16 protein-coding genes are annotated in these 16,009 nt (G+C 63.8%); 8 read left to right on the top strand and 8 right to left on the bottom strand.

The genetic code is table 11. The annotated features are described in order from the left end of the window. Positions 1-64: 64 nt before the first annotated feature. Complete coding sequence (locus tag HU144_RS05830; protein ID WP_235350521.1) at positions 65-523, top strand: Fur family transcriptional regulator; 459 nt, start codon at positions 65-67, stop codon at positions 521-523. A gap of 52 nt (positions 524-575) precedes the next feature. Here HU144_RS05830 and HU144_RS05825 read toward each other — a convergent pair whose 3' ends face one another. Beyond that, positions 576-1,661: a GTP-binding protein gene (locus HU144_RS05825; RefSeq protein ID WP_235350520.1), complete on the bottom strand. Its 1,086-nt coding sequence runs from the start codon at positions 1,659-1,661 to the stop codon at positions 576-578. Positions 1,662-1,729: 68 nt separating this feature from the next. Between HU144_RS05825 and ykgO the strand changes: the two genes are divergently transcribed. Continuing rightward, on the top strand, positions 1,730-1,852 hold the full coding sequence (gene ykgO, locus HU144_RS05820; protein WP_096162004.1) for a type B 50S ribosomal protein L36: 123 nt from the start codon (positions 1,730-1,732) through the stop codon (positions 1,850-1,852). Positions 1,853-1,859: 7 nt separating this feature from the next. Here the strand turns inward: ykgO and HU144_RS05815 are convergent, their stop codons facing one another. Further along, entirely contained in the window at positions 1,860-2,549 is a 690-nt protein-coding gene (locus HU144_RS05815; protein ID WP_235350519.1) for a GntR family transcriptional regulator, read from the bottom strand. 537 nt (positions 2,550-3,086) lie between these two features. Here HU144_RS05815 and HU144_RS05810 point away from each other — a divergent pair. Next, complete coding sequence (locus tag HU144_RS05810) at positions 3,087-4,742, top strand: APC family permease (protein WP_235350518.1); 1,656 nt, start codon at positions 3,087-3,089, stop codon at positions 4,740-4,742. Between the two features lie 39 nt (positions 4,743-4,781). Here the strand turns inward: HU144_RS05810 and mobA are convergent, their stop codons facing one another. Next, the gene (gene mobA / locus HU144_RS05805) at positions 4,782-5,423 is read right to left on the bottom strand and encodes a molybdenum cofactor guanylyltransferase (RefSeq protein WP_235350517.1); all 642 of its coding nucleotides are present in this window, start codon (positions 5,421-5,423) and stop codon (positions 4,782-4,784) included. 195 nt (positions 5,424-5,618) lie between these two features. Between mobA and HU144_RS05800 the strand changes: the two genes are divergently transcribed. After that, complete coding sequence (locus tag HU144_RS05800) at positions 5,619-7,343, top strand: amidase (protein WP_235350516.1); 1,725 nt, start codon at positions 5,619-5,621, stop codon at positions 7,341-7,343. 8 nt (positions 7,344-7,351) lie between these two features. Here the strand turns inward: HU144_RS05800 and HU144_RS05795 are convergent, their stop codons facing one another. Both HU144_RS05795 and HU144_RS05790 read right to left on the bottom strand, forming a co-directional pair. After that, on the bottom strand, positions 7,352-7,960 hold the full coding sequence (locus tag HU144_RS05795; RefSeq protein ID WP_235350515.1) for a TetR/AcrR family transcriptional regulator: 609 nt from the start codon (positions 7,958-7,960) through the stop codon (positions 7,352-7,354). Continuing rightward, on the bottom strand, positions 7,957-9,216 hold the full coding sequence (locus HU144_RS05790) for a glycosyltransferase (RefSeq protein ID WP_235350514.1): 1,260 nt from the start codon (positions 9,214-9,216) through the stop codon (positions 7,957-7,959). Before HU144_RS05790 ends, HU144_RS05795 begins: the two co-directional genes overlap by 4 nt. 161 nt (positions 9,217-9,377) lie before the next feature. Here HU144_RS05790 and HU144_RS05785 point away from each other — a divergent pair, with 161 nt between their 5' ends. The 3 genes from HU144_RS05785 to HU144_RS05775 all read left to right on the top strand — a co-directional run bounded on the left by HU144_RS05785 (position 9,378) and on the right by HU144_RS05775 (position 11,496). Then, on the top strand, positions 9,378-10,151 hold the full coding sequence (locus tag HU144_RS05785; protein WP_235350513.1) for an isocitrate lyase/PEP mutase family protein: 774 nt from the start codon (positions 9,378-9,380) through the stop codon (positions 10,149-10,151). 74 nt (positions 10,152-10,225) lie between these two features. Next, positions 10,226-10,987, top strand: a complete 762-nt coding sequence (locus HU144_RS05780; protein WP_096159887.1) for a VOC family protein — start codon at positions 10,226-10,228, stop codon at positions 10,985-10,987. Positions 10,988-11,055: 68 nt separating this feature from the next. Next, the gene (locus HU144_RS05775) at positions 11,056-11,496 is read left to right on the top strand and encodes a hypothetical protein (RefSeq protein ID WP_235350512.1); all 441 of its coding nucleotides are present in this window, start codon (positions 11,056-11,058) and stop codon (positions 11,494-11,496) included. 50 nt (positions 11,497-11,546) lie between these two features. On the opposite strand, the gene HU144_RS05770 is transcribed toward HU144_RS05775, so the two are convergent. Then, entirely contained in the window at positions 11,547-13,670 is a 2,124-nt protein-coding gene (locus HU144_RS05770; RefSeq protein ID WP_096159890.1) for a RecQ family ATP-dependent DNA helicase, read from the bottom strand. 82 nt (positions 13,671-13,752) lie between these two features. After that, on the bottom strand, positions 13,753-14,232 hold the full coding sequence (locus HU144_RS05765) for a hypothetical protein (protein WP_125188436.1): 480 nt from the start codon (positions 14,230-14,232) through the stop codon (positions 13,753-13,755). A gap of 160 nt (positions 14,233-14,392) precedes the next feature. Here HU144_RS05765 and HU144_RS05760 point away from each other — a divergent pair, with 160 nt between their 5' ends. Beyond that, positions 14,393-14,983, top strand: coding sequence for a TetR/AcrR family transcriptional regulator (locus HU144_RS05760; protein ID WP_125188438.1), 591 nt, complete (start codon positions 14,393-14,395; stop codon positions 14,981-14,983). 60 nt (positions 14,984-15,043) lie between these two features. On the opposite strand, the gene HU144_RS05755 is transcribed toward HU144_RS05760, so the two are convergent. Further along, positions 15,044-15,994, bottom strand: a complete 951-nt coding sequence (locus HU144_RS05755; RefSeq protein WP_235350511.1) for an ArgP/LysG family DNA-binding transcriptional regulator — start codon at positions 15,992-15,994, stop codon at positions 15,044-15,046. Positions 15,995-16,009: the final 15 nt, after the last annotated feature.

Raw genomic sequence — 16,009 nt, 5'->3', positions numbered from 1 at the left:
ACGATCGTCATCCGCTAATGGTAACGTTTTTCATTAATACCCGAACACATCAACGTATGCGCATATGCTCACAGAACCAACTGCGCTGCAGCGTCGGAGGCACAAGGACATGACGGCTGAAGAACCCAAGAAGACCCGCAGCACGGCCCAGAAGGCCGTGATCCGCTCCGCGCTCGAGAGCGAGAAGCGCTTCGTCTCCGCCCAACAGCTCCATCGGACGCTTGAGGATCAGGGCCACACAGTGGGGCTGGCCACCGTCTACCGACAGCTCAACGCCCTGAGCGAATCCGGGCACGCCGACTCCATCACCATTGCCGAGAAACAGCTGTTCCGCGCCTGCGCCCAGGACGAGCATCACCACCACCTGGTGTGCGAGAACTGCGGCAAGGCCGTTGAGGTGGAACCGCCCAGCGAGGACTGGATCACCACCACGGCTCACTCACATGGATTCGAAGACACCCGACATGTGTTCGAGATCTTCGGACTCTGCGCCGAGTGCGCCGCCCTGGCGAAGAACCGATAGCGGTCGGCGGCGAAGAGCCGGCTGCAGTCGTCGGCGGACGGCATCGACGAACCTATCTCGCCGTTGTGCTCCACGCCGGAAACTGGTCGGGAAAGCCTGCCCACTCCATAGGCCCGGCCTCCAGCTCCGCATCGCTGAGGGCGGCCTCGTCGAGGACCTGCCGCAGCCGGAGCTCGTTGAGTCCGGTGCCGATGAACGCCAAGTCCTGACCGAACGCGAGAAACTCATCCTCGGCGCCGAGGCTGTCGTCGAGCGCCAATGGAGACAGCGTGAATATGCGGCAGACCTGATCCCACTGGGCGGTGATGTGCGGACGTGTGGCCAATCGTGCAAATCCGGCCGAGCGCAGAATGTGTCCGCAGTGCCCCTGGAACAGGCATGCTTGCAGCGCGTGATGCAAGCGACCTGGGTGGAAGGGGCGATACTGCTCGTACCGAATGGCTTCGACCACGCAGGATTGCCGTTGCGGTGGAAATTCTTGGTTGAGGATCGCCACCCAGCCGGCATCCGGCGGCCGCTGCGCGTAGGTCCTCCCGGCACGACCAGGCACCTCGAGACCGTCGCGACCACCGAGACCGTCGCGACCGTGCCAGCTGCAGGGATTCGCGACGAGTCTCTGCTCAGCGCTTGGGGCTAGATGGCTGAGCAGCGAGGTCGCCCGCTCGAGCACCTTCGGCTGGAGCGACCTTCCGTTGACGACTGCGATCGTCGAGGCGAATTCGATCTGCGCGACGAGCAGCTCAGCCCTCGAGGTGATGACGCCTCCGTCGTTCGCATCACTCGTCAGGGGGACTCTGATGAACTCCTCGGAGTCAAGATCAGCAAGCATGCATCCCACGTCGAGAACGCAGACGAGGTCGATGAGAGTCGCCCCCGCCTCCGGAGCCGTCAGGGAGCCGACGATCTCCATCACCGGCACTTCCAGTGGGTACTCCAGGACAACGCCGGGAACGTGGATCGCCTTGCGCATCAGAGTGACTGCCCTGTCGACCGCCTCGAGCCCTTGACCCGTCTGCTCGGCAGGGACGAAGACGAATCCCCTGGCTTCCGCTATGCTCCGGGCGCAGCTGCCCCGCTCCTGGGCACATGCGCCCGTCACTGCAATCACATCGATATCGGCGTCATTTGACTCCGGCATTGGCATCCTTCCCTCAAAGAATCTATTGTTAAGTCTAACAATACTCATTCTCATTAAGGAGATCAGTCATGAAGGTTCGCAGATCCCTGCGCTCGATCAAGAAGCAGCCGGGTTCACAGGTCGTGCGCAGACGCGGCCGCGTCTATGTCATCAACAAGCTCAACCCCCGATTCAAGGCACGTCAGGGCTGATCCGAGCTCAGCGCGAACTCCCGGGGCCGCCCGCACCGCCGTGAGTGAAGATCTCGGGGTAGAGCTCGACCAGCTTTCGGGTGTGGCGAATATGCAGCGCCAGCATCGCCTCGGCGGATTCGACATCGCCGTCGATGACGGCCCGAAGGATCATGCGGTGTTCGGCGAAGATGTCCTCTCGTCGCGAGCGTCGGGTGACTGCGTTCGGCGCGAGCAGCTGCCTGCGGTAGTAGTGGGTGAGATTCCACAGGTGGTCGACAGTGTCGTGGAGCCTGATCGTCGTCGGGCCCGCCATCAGCGCTCGATGGAAGTCATGATCGCACTCGAGGAACTCACCGGGCGAGGTCGCCGCCTCCACCCGCTGGGCGCTGGCTTCGAACCCGATGAACGACTCGGCCGTGTGCGAGGGCATTGCCATTCTCAGCAGCAGCGGCTCCAGCCGCTCGCGCATCAGGTAGATCTCCCGGCATTCGTCAAGATCGAGGGCGGAAACCCACGCTCCGGTCGAGGCCACAAGAGTGACCAGCCCTGAGGATTCGAGGATTCGCAGGGTCTCCCTGATCGGCAGCCTGCTCACACCGAACTCCTCGGCGATCTCTTCCTGCCTGATCCTGGTCCCGGGGACGAGAACTCCCTGGATGATCCGCGACCTCAGCTCGGCCGCGATTCTGGCACTGGCCGCCTGATCGTGTGTCACAGTTCGATTCCCTCCCATCGCTCGCGGTGCCCGCGCCTGGACATTCGCTCTCATCCAGACATCGCCCTCGGACACGCTCCCCGGGCGATCTCCTACCCTTCAGTCATCCACCTTCTGCCGTGAAGCATAGCCCCCTCAAGCCGTGAGAATACGCGCCCAGGGCCGCACAATGACCATCGGATAGAGACACGCCTTGCTGATTGCAATCAAACTGCAATCTGCTGCCATTTCGACCGAGGACACTCCGATATGCAGAATTGTCGGCTGGGAGTTTCGCACGTCATTGGATCCAATCCGACAAGTAAGCATTCAACGACTCCAGATATCAATCGAGGTTCCGCCGATAACTGCTCCGACATTGGATCCAATCGAGCTCAGCTGACGATGTCGAACAGAATCCTGCGTATCGCCGCTGGTCACATAAGGTATATAAAGGATCTCTCGATGACCCGAAATCACCATCGGAGTGATTGACATCACCTATTCAAAAGGAGCAAACTTCAACAGTTGAAAGCTGTTAGCACAATCGAAAGGGCAATGATGTCCACAATCATTCCCCCGGCATCCGGACAACCAACGAAGGTCGAGGTCCGGGCCGATAAGGGGCTCAAGAGAGACATCGGAAAGATCGGTCTTCTATTCACCGGCGTCGGTTCGATCATCGGTTCCGGCTGGCTCTTCGGTGCGTTCAATGCCTCGGTGATGGTCGGTCCGGCATCGCTCATCTCCTGGGCGCTGGGCGCCGTCATGATGATCTTCGTGGCGCTGAACTACGCGGAGCTCGGCGTGATGTTCCCCGTCGCCGGTGGCGTCATCCGCTTCCCCCACTTCTCCTTCGGCTCATTCGCGAGCTTCACCAGCGGTTGGATCACCTGGCTCTCTGTGGCTGCGACTGTCCCCATCGAGGTCATGGCCGCCGTTCAGTACGCCTCGAGCTACCTTCCCTGGCTCATGCACACCGTCGATGACGTCGCCGTCCTCACCGGCCCGGGCATTGCCGTGAGCATCGCTCTGATGCTGGTCTTCAGCTTCATCAACCTCTACGGAGTCCAGCTCTTCGCTCGGTTCAACAACGTCCTCGTGTGGTGGAAACTCGCCGTCATCGTGCTGGTCATCGTCGTGTTCTTCACTCTCTCGTTCAACCCCGGTCACTTCGCGAGCCAGCAGTTCGGCGGCTTCGCACCCAACGGCATCGGACCGATCTTCGCGGCGCTGCCTGCCGCGGGAATCGTGTTCTCCTACCTCGGCTTCCGCCAAGGAGTCGAGTTCGCCGGTGAGACGACGAATCCGCAGAAGAACGTCCCCTTCGCAGTCATCGGGTCCATCCTCGTCACCGGTGTCATCTACATCGCGCTGCAGGCGGCCTTCATCGGTGCGCTGCCCTCGGATCTCCTCGACGGCGGATGGAAGAACCTGGCCTTCACCAACGACGCAGGTCCTCTCGCTGAGATCTCGCTGCTGCTGGGTGCCGTGTGGCTGGCCGTCATCCTCTACGGTGATGCGATCGTCTCCCCCGCTGACACGGGCCTGATCTACACTGCACTCGCCCCGCGACTGTCCTATTCCCAGGCGAAGGTCGGCAATGCCCCACGCGCCCTGGCGAAGCTCAACAAGCACGGCGTCCCGTGGATTTCTCTGCTCGTCGTGTTCATCGTCTCCTGCATCATGTTCCTCCCGTTCCCCTCATGGGCGAAACTGGTCGGCTTCATCACCTCGGGCACCGTGCTCTCGTTCGCCACGGGTCCGGTGGTCGTCGCCGCTTTGCGCCGTCAGCTGCCCGATCAGGAGCGTCCGTTCAAACTGCCCGGCAACGATGTGCTGCCCATCATCGGCTTCATCTGCGCCAACCTCATCGTGTACTGGACAGGCTGGGAGACGAACTGGAAGCTCTTCCTGGCCGTGGCCATCGGCTACGTCGTCATGATCCTCCACCACATCTTCGCCAAGGACAAAGCGCGTCTGCCGGACCTGAAGATGCGCTCCGGCTGGTGGATGATCCTGTGGATGGTCGGCCTGGTCGTTCTCAGCCTCATCGGCCATTACGGCGGTGGACTCGACATCATGGGCTTCATCTGGGGTGAGCTCATCACCGTGATCTTCTCCGTCGTCGTCTTCTACGTCGGCATCAGCTGCCGACTCTCGCCAGCGGAGTCGGTCGAAGCCATCGAACAGACTCAGCTCGTCGACGACTGAGCCCGTTTGGCCGATTCGCCCTCGAAGCCGCTTCGACGCTTACTGAGTCGAGGCGGCTTCGTCGGTCGAGGCGGCTTCGTCGATGCGGGTGTGAATGCGGTCGAGGTCCTCAGCCGTGTCGAAGTCGGCGACGACTCCCGGTTCCACGTCAACGAGACTGAGCTCGAGCCCGGAGAACAACCATTTCACCGCGCCGTTCGTGGGATCGCCAAAGTCGTCCAGACGCGAGAGCAGAAGCTCTGTCGGCCATGCGGCACACAGGAACTGCGTCTTCCCCCGGTCGTCGGTCCCAGTTGCCGGCGTCCCTGTCCGTTGACAGGCTTCGATCAGATCGCCGAGGTGGTCCGCAGTGATCAGCGGCATGTCCCCTGCCAGCACCAGAGTCACACCCGCAGACGCTGCGGAGGAAGCGTCCCGAAACGCGGCGCATACCGCTGCGATGCCAGCCAGAGGACCGGCGAAGGCAGGTTCCTCAACGACGGAATGCACGGATTCCTGCTCCCGCGCAGTCAGCCCATCACATGGTCCGGCCACCCACACCTCGGCGTCGGGATCAGCAGTGCGAACAGCGCCGAAGATCCGTGAGATCACCGTGGTCCCACCCAGCTCCACCGCGGGTTTATGGACGCCGCCGAAGCGGTTCGAGCGGCCTCCGCTGAGAATGATCGCCCTGATCGACATGCCCCGATCCTACGCGCGAGGACAGCATGATCCAACGCGCTAAGACCTCAGCGGCAACGGGATTCGCACGACATTTCCGATCCAGGTGAGCAATACTGTGAGACATCACCAGTTCATGGCGGGCTGCATCCAGCGGGGCATCGTCGACCCGGCGACGGCGCCCGTTCGCACCGGAATTGCACGGAGGAATCGAGAATGACGAAGTTCGATGTTGTCGAAGCATCCATCGCCTCACTGCGACAGGCGCTCGAGGACGGAACCGCCACCTCGGTGGGGCTCGTCGAGTCCTACCAAGCTCGCATCGCCGCCTTCGACGGACCCGACACCGGCACGAAGTTGAACTCTGTGATCGTGGCCAATCCGGATGCCCTCGCCGAGGCGGCCGCCTCCGACGAACGACGCGCCCATGGCCAGATGCTGGGCCCCCTCGACGGGATCCCGTACACCGCCAAGGACAGCTACATGGTGACCGGGCTGAGCGTGGCCGCCGGATCCCCCGCGTTCGCCGACCTCATCGCGCAGAAGGACGCCTTCACGATCGAACGCCTGCGCGGCGCCGGTGCCATCTGCTTGGGGCTGACCAATATGCCGCCGATGGCCAACGGCGGCATGCAGCGTGGCCTCTACGGCAGGGCCGAAAGCCCTTACAACGCGCAGTGGCTGACCAGCGCCTTCGCCTCCGGTTCGTCGAACGGCTCCGGTACCGCGACGACCGCGAACTTCGCCGCCTTCGGCCTCGGCGAGGAGACCTGGTCCTCAGGGCGGGCTCCAGCCTCGCACAATGCACTCATCGCCTACACCCCTTCCCGCGGAGTCATCTCGGTGCGCGGCAACTGGTCTCTGGTGCCCACGATGGACGTCGCCGTCCCCCACACCCGGTCGATGGCCGATCTGTGCGAGGTCCTCGACGTCATCGTCGCCGACGACGCCGAGACTCGTGGCGACTTCTGGCGAGTCCAGCCCTGGGTCGAGATTCCCGCCGCTTCCGCCATTCGCCCCGATTCCTATGCCGCACTGCTTCCCACCGATGCCGAGGCGGCTTCTTCGACTCTGGCCGGCAAACGCTTCGGCATCCCGAAGATGTACATCAACGCCGACCCCGAGGCCGGGACGAACCCCGATGGCGGCATCGGCGGGCCCACGGGACAGCGGGTCGAAACCCGCGCCTCGGTGATCGCCGCCTGGGAGGCAGCCCGCCGTGATCTTGAGGCCGCCGGTGCCGAGGTCGTCGAGACCGATTTCCCAGTCGTGAGCAACTACGAGGGCGATCGCCCCGGTGCTCCGACGATCAGGACGCGCGGCATCGTCAGCACCGACTACCTTGATCGGGAGATCAACGACCTCTCCGCGTGGGCCTGGGACGATTTCCTGGCCGCCAACGGTGACCCGAAGCTGTCCTCCCTCGCCGAGGTGGACGGGACGAGGATCTTCCCCCACCCGGACGGTGCCCTGCCGGATCGCTACACCGGGTTCGACGATGACATCGCCGAATACCCGCAGCTGGCCAAGGATCGGCCCTACACCTCGGTGACGGAGATCCCCGATCTCGAAGACGGCATCCGAGGTCTCGAGGTGACTCGTCGGATCGATCTCGAAGAGTGGATGGACGTCAACGGCCTCGACGCAGTCGTCTACCCGGCGATGGCCGATGTGGGACCGGCCGATATGGATGTCAACGAGGCTTCGGCGGACCTCGGCTGGCGCAACGGCACCTGGGTCGCCAACGGCAACCTGGTGCCACGGCATCTGGGCATCCCCTCGGTGACGGTGCCCATGGGCACAATGGCCGACACCGGGATTCCCATCGGATTGACGATCTCAGGCCGCGGCTGGGATGACTCGAAGCTCATCGAACTCGCTGCAGCGTTCGAAGCCACCGGTGATCGACGCGAGGAGCCGCCGCAGACGCCCAGGCTGTGAGTGAGAGCTCAGAGGTCCTCGGAGTTGAGAATCCCGCCCACTGCCGCGATGATCACCGCAGTCGCATAGTCTTCGTCGGCACCGTGGCCCGTCTCGTCGACCGAGCCTGACGAGCCAGCATCTTCGACGATGACGGCTGCCGAATCTTCGAGTCGTGCCGCAGCTCGGGCATGTCCGGCGACGAGCTCGAGCAGCACCGCGATGGCGGAGTATTTTCGTCCTGCCGGGGCCGGATGAGAGGCCAGCAGACCGATAGCCTCGTCCATCACCTCGCCGAGACCGGGGCCCATCGTCTCCGGCAGCACCCCTGTCGACAGCCAGGGGTGCGCGCTGTGGAGAGCGAATATTCCGACGGCAAATATGGAGAGATCCGCCCGCCAGGAACCTTTTGCCTCAACTGCGGTCCGTTCTGCCAGCACCTCGTCGATCATCAGAGCGACGAGTCCGTCCCTGTCGTCGACATGCCGATAGAGGGCGGCGGGCGCGCTCCCGATCTCTGCAGCCAGGGCCCGCATCGTGACCTGCGGCAGACTCGTCCGGTCAGCCAAGGCGATGGCCGCTCGTGCGATGCTCACCCGGTCCAGGCGAGCGGGCCTGCCGACCTTTCCCTCAGTCACTGCCGCCCTCCTGCCTTTGGTGAAAAGGGCTCGGCGATCCAGCGTCGCAGTGACAGGGTGCTCTCGCCCTGGTCGCGCTCGGATCGCTCCAGCGACTTCGCAATCGTGGTCGCGGCTCGGAGCATCTCTCCCGACCCGGTCACCGACTCCACGCTGGAGTGCAGTGCGCTGGGAGTCACTCTGCGATTGCTCAATGCCGGTGCTGCGACTCCGAGTCCTGCGGCGGTCCGCGCCCAGAAGAACTGATCCGTGTGCTGAGGGAATGGGACGCTCGGAATTCCGGCACGCAGGCAGGCCGCGGTGATCCCCGCACCTGCTTGGTGGATCGCGGTCGCAACTTGCGGCAGCAGCCAGGAGTGGGGCACCGGGCCCGCGGTGACAACCCGGCCGGGAGCCGCCTCGGCGAGAATGGGGCCGGCCGCACCCTGGACGATGACACGATGGCGGGTCGACGACACGAACTCGGACAGCGCATCCGCGGCTCGGCTGCCCTCTGGAACGCTGCCCATGGTCACGAGCACGGGAGGAGGCCCGCTGGCGAGAAAGTCTGCGAGCTCGATCGGTGCGGTCCACTCTTCGTCGTCGACCGGCCACCAGAAGCCGTCGAGGCTCAGGTGCTGAGGCCAATCGCTCGGGCGCGGGAAGATGACGGGGCTGATGCCATGGTGGACGGGTACCGCGGCCCGTGCTCGTTCGTCCAGAGTTGTGGTGAACTTCTTCGCAGGCAGGCCCAGCTGTTCCCGAACCCATGCCGCTGCAGGGATGTAGGGCGCGGGTACTCTCTGCACCACGCGTCCGATCGGACGGTTGAGAAGTGGTCCGAAGTCGATCGCCGAAGCGATCATCGGCGGATAGGCCCGACTCGGCCTCGAGGGCTGGAGCAGTGCTTCGGCTGATGGGATGCCGAGAGCCTCGGCGATGTCGTGGCCGTAGGGCGAGATGGGATTGGTGAGCACTACGTCGATGGCGCCTGCGCCTACTGTCATAAGGGCGGCTTCAGCGTGGTCCATCATGTAGCCGCGCAGATGATCGAGGTACCCCCGCACACCCGGGCCAGCGCCTCCATCCGCGGACGGAGGAGGCGTGAGGGCAGCCGTGTATCGTGCCGCGGCGCACCCGGATCGTTCCACAGCCGCCGCATAGTCGGCATGGACGACCATGGTGACCGTGTGCCCGTCGGCAATGAGGTCCACGGCGATTCTGATCGCCGGTGAAACGTCGCCCCAGGACCCCGGGGCCAGAATGAGCACCTTCATGACCCCTCCTCAACCTGCCCGCGCGCCGAAGTCTCATTTTGTGTACATCGTTCACTAAATGATATCAGAGCCTCGATCACTGTGTGAATAAGTCTGAAACCTTCGGGTGAACTCGCCAGATTACTGGATCGTAGCCAGCAATCGGTGGAACAGTGTTGGACATGACCGATTTCTCTGTTCTTGCTGAACGCGCGTCCGCTCTACTCGAAGCCCATCATCAGGATCGTCCGATCGTGTTGCCGACAGTGTGGGACGCCTGGTCAGCCCAGGCCATGGTCAATGCCGGCTTCGAAGCCCTGAGCATCGGCTCCCATCCTCTCGCCGACTCCGTGGGCTCCGCGGACGGCGAGACCATGAGTCTCAGCCAGGCACTGGCGGGGATCGCCCGCGTGTGCGGCTCTGTGGATGTGCCGGTCAGCGCCGATCTGGAATCCGGCTATGACACTGCGGCGCCGGATCTCATCGCCGGGCTCCTCGAGGCCGGCGCTGTGGGCGTCAACATCGAGGACACCGTCCACAGCGAAGGACGACTGCGCAGCGCCGAGGAGCACGCCGAGTACATCGGCGACCTGCGTCGCGCCGCTGACGCGCAACGGGTGCACGTGGTCATCAATGCCCGCACCGATGTGTTCAAGAATCCCGATGATTTCGAGGATCCCACCGCCGAGGCGGTGCGACGCCTCAACCTGTGCGCCGAGGCCGGTGCGGATTCCGTCTATCCCGTCAGGCTGCCGAACACCGAGACTCTCAAAACCGTACTGTCGCAGGTGAGACTGCCGCTGAATGTCACCGCCCACCCGGTCAAGGGTGCCGTGCCCGACGAACTCGACCTCTCTCAGCTGCAGGACCTGGGGGTGAAGCGTGTGACCTTCGGGCCTCTGCTGCAAGCCACGATGTATGACTACTTCGCCAAGTTCACCAGGAACTGGCACTGACAACAGCCGCTGATCCCGCGGCCGTCGACCACAATCACTGAGCAGATCGCCAACCGCAATGATGAGGAGCCGCAATGCCTGAGAATCTCCGTGAAGGACAGCCCGTCTGGATCGATTACACCTGCCACGACTTCGAGTCCACGACGAAGTTCTACACCGAGATCTTCGGGTGGAAGTTCGAGGATCAGGGACCTGATTTCGGCCACTACAACATGATCACAAAGGACGGAGCAGCTGTCGGCGGCGCTATGCGTGCCGTGAACATGGACGGCACTCCGAACCCGATGATCCCGGCGATGTGGACGACCTACCTTCATACCAACGACATCGCGAACACCTACGCGGCAGCGCTCACCGCCGGTGCGGCTCCGATCGCCGAACCGATGTCCGTCGGACCTCTGGGCCAGATGGCGGTCATCACCGATCCCACCGGTGCCGGTGTGGGCATGTGGCAGCCCGGCGAGTTCACCGGGTTCGACACCCCGCTCACGCCCGGGACTCCGGTGTGGTTCGAGCTCATGACACTGAATTATCCCGTCGCGCAGGAGTTCTATCGCACCGTCTTCTCCTTCGATATCGTGGCGATGGAGGGGTTCCCGTATTCGACACATGGCACCGAGGAGAACGCGGTGGCCGGCATCTGCGATGCCAGCGAATGGACCCAAGTGTCCTTCTGGCGTGACTACATCAACGTCGAGGACACCGATGCCACCGCAACCAGGGTGGCCGAACTCGGTGGCAAGGTGCTCGCCGGTCCCGAAGATTCACCGTACGGCCGCATCGCCACCGTCACCGATCCGGAAGGGGCGACGTTCCAGCTCCAGCAGAATCCGTGAGCGATCGATTCTCATAGCCGCGCTCCCGGTACCTGAATCTGGGGCTCGGCGAGCTCGCGGCTGCAGCAGTGTTCGCGCTGGTCGCACTCATGTGGCGGTCCCGACTCGAATCCTCCGGCGCTGTCGCGGCCTTGTGGTGGGCTCTTCTTCCTCTGCTGTTCGTCCTGCTTCAGGCCAGCGCCTATTGGCTGCTGATGCGCTCCCGGATGCCCGTCGGAAAGGCCCAGGCCGCCCCGGACCGAATGCCGCACATGGCCGCGCGGTGCTTTCGCGGATTGAGGCTGATCACCCCGGTCGCCCTGATCACGGGTCTGGTCGGTGTGATCGTCAACGCACCTTCCGGGACGATCGCCACAGTCGTCGTGGTCGTCGTTTGGGCGTTCGGAGTCGTCGAATATGTCAACTACTACCTCGTCCGACTCGCCTACCCATGGACACGGTGGGCCTCAGAGGTCAGCCAGTGGAGGACCCCCACTCTGGTCAAGGACATCCGGGCAGCCCTGAGGTAACCAGCCCACCCGGTGAGATTCGGGTCCGAGATAGTTGCTGATGATCTTCCTCAGGCACGCAGTGCGAGTGCGAACGGCAGCACCGCAGTCGCCCCCGCCTGCCTGAGCAGTCGCGCCCCGATCGCCATCGTCCACCGTGAGACGACCTCGTCGTCGACGAGAAGCACCGCCTTTCCGGCCACTGCCTCCTCGACCTCGGGCGGGACGACGAACGCATCGTAGAGATCTTTCACCCGAAAGGCACTGTTGACCTCGGGGGTGCCGTGGTCATGAACCTGCAGCAGCTCTCCCCCGTCGATGAGTCGTCCGGCGGAGGCCAGATTCGCCGCCAAGGATCTCACTGTCGTGGGCCTGCGCGCGCTTGGCACCGAGACGACGACTTCAGGGCGGATCTCCCAGTCCCATTGGGCCAGGACCTCAAGGCACCATTTGCCGATCTGTGCGGGCACTTCGGCATCGGGAGCGTCCGGTGCGAGAAATGATCGCAAGGTCTGACCCTGCCCCAAGTCGCTGAGCCGTGCGATGGCTCGACCCTCGGCCGCCAACTCTCCGGCGGGAATGCGGCCCTTGAGCGGGACTCCGATGTTGGCCATGCCGCTGGGCCAGGTGCTGCGCGGGTCGATGGGCAGGCCGACGCGATGCAAAGTTCCTGCCGTTGCCTGCCTGTTCTCGTCCGAGATCTCGGCCGACCACCACATTCCGGCGCAGTTATCGCAGCGTCCGCAGGGTGTGGGGTCGGGGTCATCAAGTTGGCGAATGAGGAATTCCATTCGGCATTCGCCAGTGGACTCGTAGTCGAGCATCGCCTGCGCCTCAGCAGCGCGCACGGCCGCGACCTTCTCATATCGTTCCTGGTCGTAGGTCCAACCTCGGCCAGTCGAGATGTAACCGCCCTTGATCTTGGTCACGGCGTCTTCGACTTCGAGGGTCTTCAGCAGCAGCTGCAGGCGGGTGCGTTTGGTCCCGACCAGCGTCTCCAAGCGAGCCACGGACAGGGGGCCGTCCGCCTCGGCGAGGGACTGAAGCACGGCATTCGCGTCGGACTGATTGGGCATCGAGGCGGTGGCGAAGTAATTCCAGATCTCCTGGTCCTCAGCACCGGGCAGGAGCAGGACATCCGCGGAGTCCGTGGCACGACCGGCACGGCCAACCTGCTGGTAATAGGCGACGGCAGATGATGGCGCACCAACGTGGATGACGAAGCCGAGGTCCGGTTTGTCGAACCCCATTCCCAGCGCAGAGGTGGCCACGAGCGCCTTGATCCGGTTGTCTTTGAGCTGCTGCTCAAGCTCGGCCCGCTCCTCAGCATCGGTCCGGCCGGTGTAGGCACGGACCTCGTGACCCCGGTCGCGCAGAATTCTGGTGATGTCTTCGGCCGCACTGACCGTGAGCGTGTAGATGATTCCCGAACCGGTGAAATCACCGAGGTGGGCACACAGCCATGCGATGCGTGCGCTCGCGTCGAGTCCGGGTTGGACCCCGAGCCGGAGGGAGTCACGGGCGAGCTCGCCGCGGACGACGGTGGTGTCGTGGCCGAGCTGTTCGGCGACATCGGTGACCACCCGGGAGTTGGCGGTGGCTGTTGTGGCGAGGACAGGGGTGTTGCCCGGCAGTTCGGCCAGGATGTGTCCGATCCGCCGGTAGTCGGGACGGAAATCATGGCCCCAGTCGGAGATGCAGTGCGCCTCGTCGACGACGATGAGGCCGAGGAAGGCCAGGAGCTGGGGCAGGACCTCGTCACGGAACTGCGGGTTGTTCAGCCGCTCGGGCGAGACGAGCAGAACGTCGAGGCTGCCGGCCCTGAGATCGTCGAGGACGGTGTCCCATTCGGTGACGTTGGAGGAGTTAAGGCTGGCTGCGCGCACCCCGGCGCGCTGCGCCGCGGCGATCTGGTCACGCATCAGCGCCAACAGCGGGGAGATGATGAGGCTGGGACCGGTGCCAGCTGCCCGAAGCATTCTGGTCGCCACGAAGTACACGGCCGACTTGCCCCACCCGGTCCGCTGGACCACGAGGACCCTCTTCTTCTCCACGACCAGATCGCGGATCGATTCGAGCTGGCCGTCCCGGAACTGGGCCTCGGGATTCGCAGTGAGCTCGGCCAGGATGCGCTGAGCCTGAACGGCGAATTCGTCGGCGTCGATGGTCGTTGCAGTCGGGGTGGATTCGGTCATGGGCACAGTCTAGATGTCGCCACTGACGCAGCCGCCCAGCCCCTGATCCATCACCTCAGCGCGAGCTCGCGCGACCGAGCTGTCAGCGCAGTGCGAGTTCGACGCCCAGGGTGGCGAGGACGCCGAAGAGCACACCCCACAGGATGATCGAGATGATCTGCCAGAATGCCACGGCGTTGCGATCGGCACCGAATCCGACCATCGCCATCGAAGTGATCTGAGACGGCAGCAGGGTCTGTCCCAGCAGAGAGACCCCGGGGACACCGAACTTGTCGAACATGCGTTTGAGCCTTTGGCGCTTCTGCGAGGGCTCTTCGCTCTTGTCTCTGTTCTTCCTCGCCTTATCGCGAATGGCTCCGGCACCGTAGACGACGGCGAGCATCGACACCACGTTGCCGATGACGGCCATGAGAATCGCAACGACGGGGTGCAGACCGATCGCGACGCCGATGACGGCACCGAAGTAGGACTCGACGAACGGGATCGCTGAGACGAGGATGATGCCTGCCCACTGCAGCCAGTCGGGGATCGATCCGGCGAATTCCTGGATGCTTTCGATCATTCTGGGGCTCCATTTTCATTGGCTCGGAGTCTCTGTCGATGTGGCGCACGCGAGGGTCATGGTCAATCTCGACGCAGGATCCCGTCCTTCTGGCACAGCGTGCTAGTACGTTGTACTATACAGAAAACAGCAATGATGCGCGAGGCCGAGAGGAGCACGAATGTCGCGACGCGATGACATCATCTCTGCGGCAATCCGTCTGGCTGAGCAGGCTCCGCCCGGACAGACCAACCTCAGTGTGCGGGCGGTCGCCAAAGAGGCTGGGATCGGCGCCTCGACGCTGCGTCACTACTTCCCCACCCAGGCTGACCTGCACGAGGCCATCGCTCGCGGCTCCATGCGAACCGCAGTCAAGGACTTCTCGATCTCCGAATCCGGCCTGGACCCGGTCGATCGCCTCTTCGAGTGCTGCGCGCAGTTCCTGCCCAGCCACGAGCACCGCGATATGCAGCTCGAGCTGTGGCTCACGATGCATATCAGCGCCCTCGGGCCCGAACGCCGGGCCGTGACCCGCAGGCTCCTCGAGTACGGCCACGACTTCACCTATGAGTGCCTGCATCGCTGGCTTGGGATCCTGGCCACGGAGGGGCATATCGACCCCGCCGAGGTGGCTTCCACCTCCGTTGCGCTATTCACCATGCTCGACGGGCTGGCTCTGCACTCGATCGTGACTCCCGAGCGCGTCACCGTCGATGCCGCGCTCGATCAGCTCAGGTGGCTGATCGCGAGAGTACTCGAACCAAGCAGCTGAGCCGTCGATGATGCGACAGGCATGCGAACGAATGCCCTCGCTCTCTGACCGAACGCGGACTCACCTCATCTGGGCTGCGGCCTGATGGAGAGCCTCGGTGAGTCGACCGAGCTTCTCAGAAGCGAGATTCCAGTGATGCCAGTACAGGTCCACGTCGATGGTCGGATCCGCCGAGATCGGCACGAGGTCATCGCTGAGGTCTCCCAGCTGCAGGATGGGGATCAGCCCCCAGCCGACCCCGGCCTCGACCGCGACTGCGAATTCCGAGGAGCTGGGCACGACTGACATCGGAGGGATGCTGGTGATCCCCACCCTGCGTAGGAAGGCGAACTGCAGATCATCGTCCTTACCGAAATTCACCATCGGCAGGGACCCGAGGTCCACCTCGGTGTCGGTACCGGACCTGATCTCACCGGGCCCGACCTGACCGCCGAGCCCATGGTGTCTGCTCAGGAGCCCCTTCGACGCGACGGCGACGTAGCGCATGGACCCGAGTCTCTGCACCTGAGTGCCGTAGCCGCCGGAGGCCGCAGAGGTGATGGTGCCGAGCACCTCCCCCGAAGTCAGCAGGGGCAGGGCAACGTTCTGGTCGGCAACCTCGATGCGAATGACGATATCGTCCCACTTCGCCACCTCGGCGAAGATCGGGCGGAACCAGGTCGCCAGCGAATCTGCGTTGACCCCGATCCGCAGAACCGTCGGGACCCTCCTGCGTCCGTGGGCCGGGGCGGAACCGACCCCGTCCGGGGCCCCGACGTCGATGCCATGGAGACGATCCATGGTTTCGGACTCGAGGAGCTCGATCTCGCGCGCATATTTCAGGACCGCCTCCCCCGCCTCGGTGACGGTGATGGGGTTCGTGCGGCGAATGAGCACCTGACCGATGCGGGATTCGAGGGTGCGGATGCGCTGGCTCGTCGCCGATGGTGTGACACCTAGAACGAAGGCCCCGCCTTCCACCGTGCCTTCGTCGACTACGGCGGCCAGAGCTTTGACGTGATCGATGTTCATGAAGCAATTGTGCAT

Origin of the sequence: Brevibacterium sp. UCMA 11752 (assembly GCF_021532235.1) — a bacterium.
Classification (GTDB): Bacteria; Actinomycetota; Actinomycetes; order Actinomycetales; family Brevibacteriaceae; genus Brevibacterium; species Brevibacterium antiquum.
Note: the sequence above shows the minus strand (reverse complement) of the source record. Positions and strands in the feature narration are given on the sequence as shown.

What these genes read in the sequence shown, in the direction of transcription:
- HU144_RS05790 (WP_235350514.1), bottom strand. Translation starts at nt 9,216, where the DNA reads ATGAAGGTGCTCATTCTGGCCCCGGGGTCCTGGGGCGACGTTTCACCG.
- HU144_RS05755 (WP_235350511.1), bottom strand. Translation starts at nt 15,994, where the DNA reads ATGAACATCGATCACGTCAAAGCTCTGGCCGCCGTAGTCGACGAAGGC.
- HU144_RS05770 (WP_096159890.1), bottom strand. Translation starts at nt 13,670, where the DNA reads ATGACCGAATCCACCCCGACTGCAACGACCATCGACGCCGACGAATTC.
- mobA (WP_235350517.1), bottom strand. Translation starts at nt 5,423, where the DNA reads ATGTCGATCAGGGCGATCATTCTCAGCGGAGGCCGCTCGAACCGCTTC.
- ykgO (WP_096162004.1), top strand. Translation starts at nt 1,730, where the DNA reads ATGAAGGTTCGCAGATCCCTGCGCTCGATCAAGAAGCAGCCGGGTTCA.
- HU144_RS05830 (WP_235350521.1), top strand. Translation starts at nt 65, where the DNA reads ATGCTCACAGAACCAACTGCGCTGCAGCGTCGGAGGCACAAGGACATG.
- HU144_RS05810 (WP_235350518.1), top strand. Translation starts at nt 3,087, where the DNA reads ATGATGTCCACAATCATTCCCCCGGCATCCGGACAACCAACGAAGGTC.
- HU144_RS05825 (WP_235350520.1), bottom strand. Translation starts at nt 1,661, where the DNA reads ATGCCGGAGTCAAATGACGCCGATATCGATGTGATTGCAGTGACGGGC.
- HU144_RS05765 (WP_125188436.1), bottom strand. Translation starts at nt 14,232, where the DNA reads ATGATCGAAAGCATCCAGGAATTCGCCGGATCGATCCCCGACTGGCTG.
- HU144_RS05785 (WP_235350513.1), top strand. Translation starts at nt 9,378, where the DNA reads ATGACCGATTTCTCTGTTCTTGCTGAACGCGCGTCCGCTCTACTCGAA.
- HU144_RS05780 (WP_096159887.1), top strand. Translation starts at nt 10,226, where the DNA reads ATGCCTGAGAATCTCCGTGAAGGACAGCCCGTCTGGATCGATTACACC.
- HU144_RS05760 (WP_125188438.1), top strand. Translation starts at nt 14,393, where the DNA reads ATGTCGCGACGCGATGACATCATCTCTGCGGCAATCCGTCTGGCTGAG.
- HU144_RS05800 (WP_235350516.1), top strand. Translation starts at nt 5,619, where the DNA reads ATGACGAAGTTCGATGTTGTCGAAGCATCCATCGCCTCACTGCGACAG.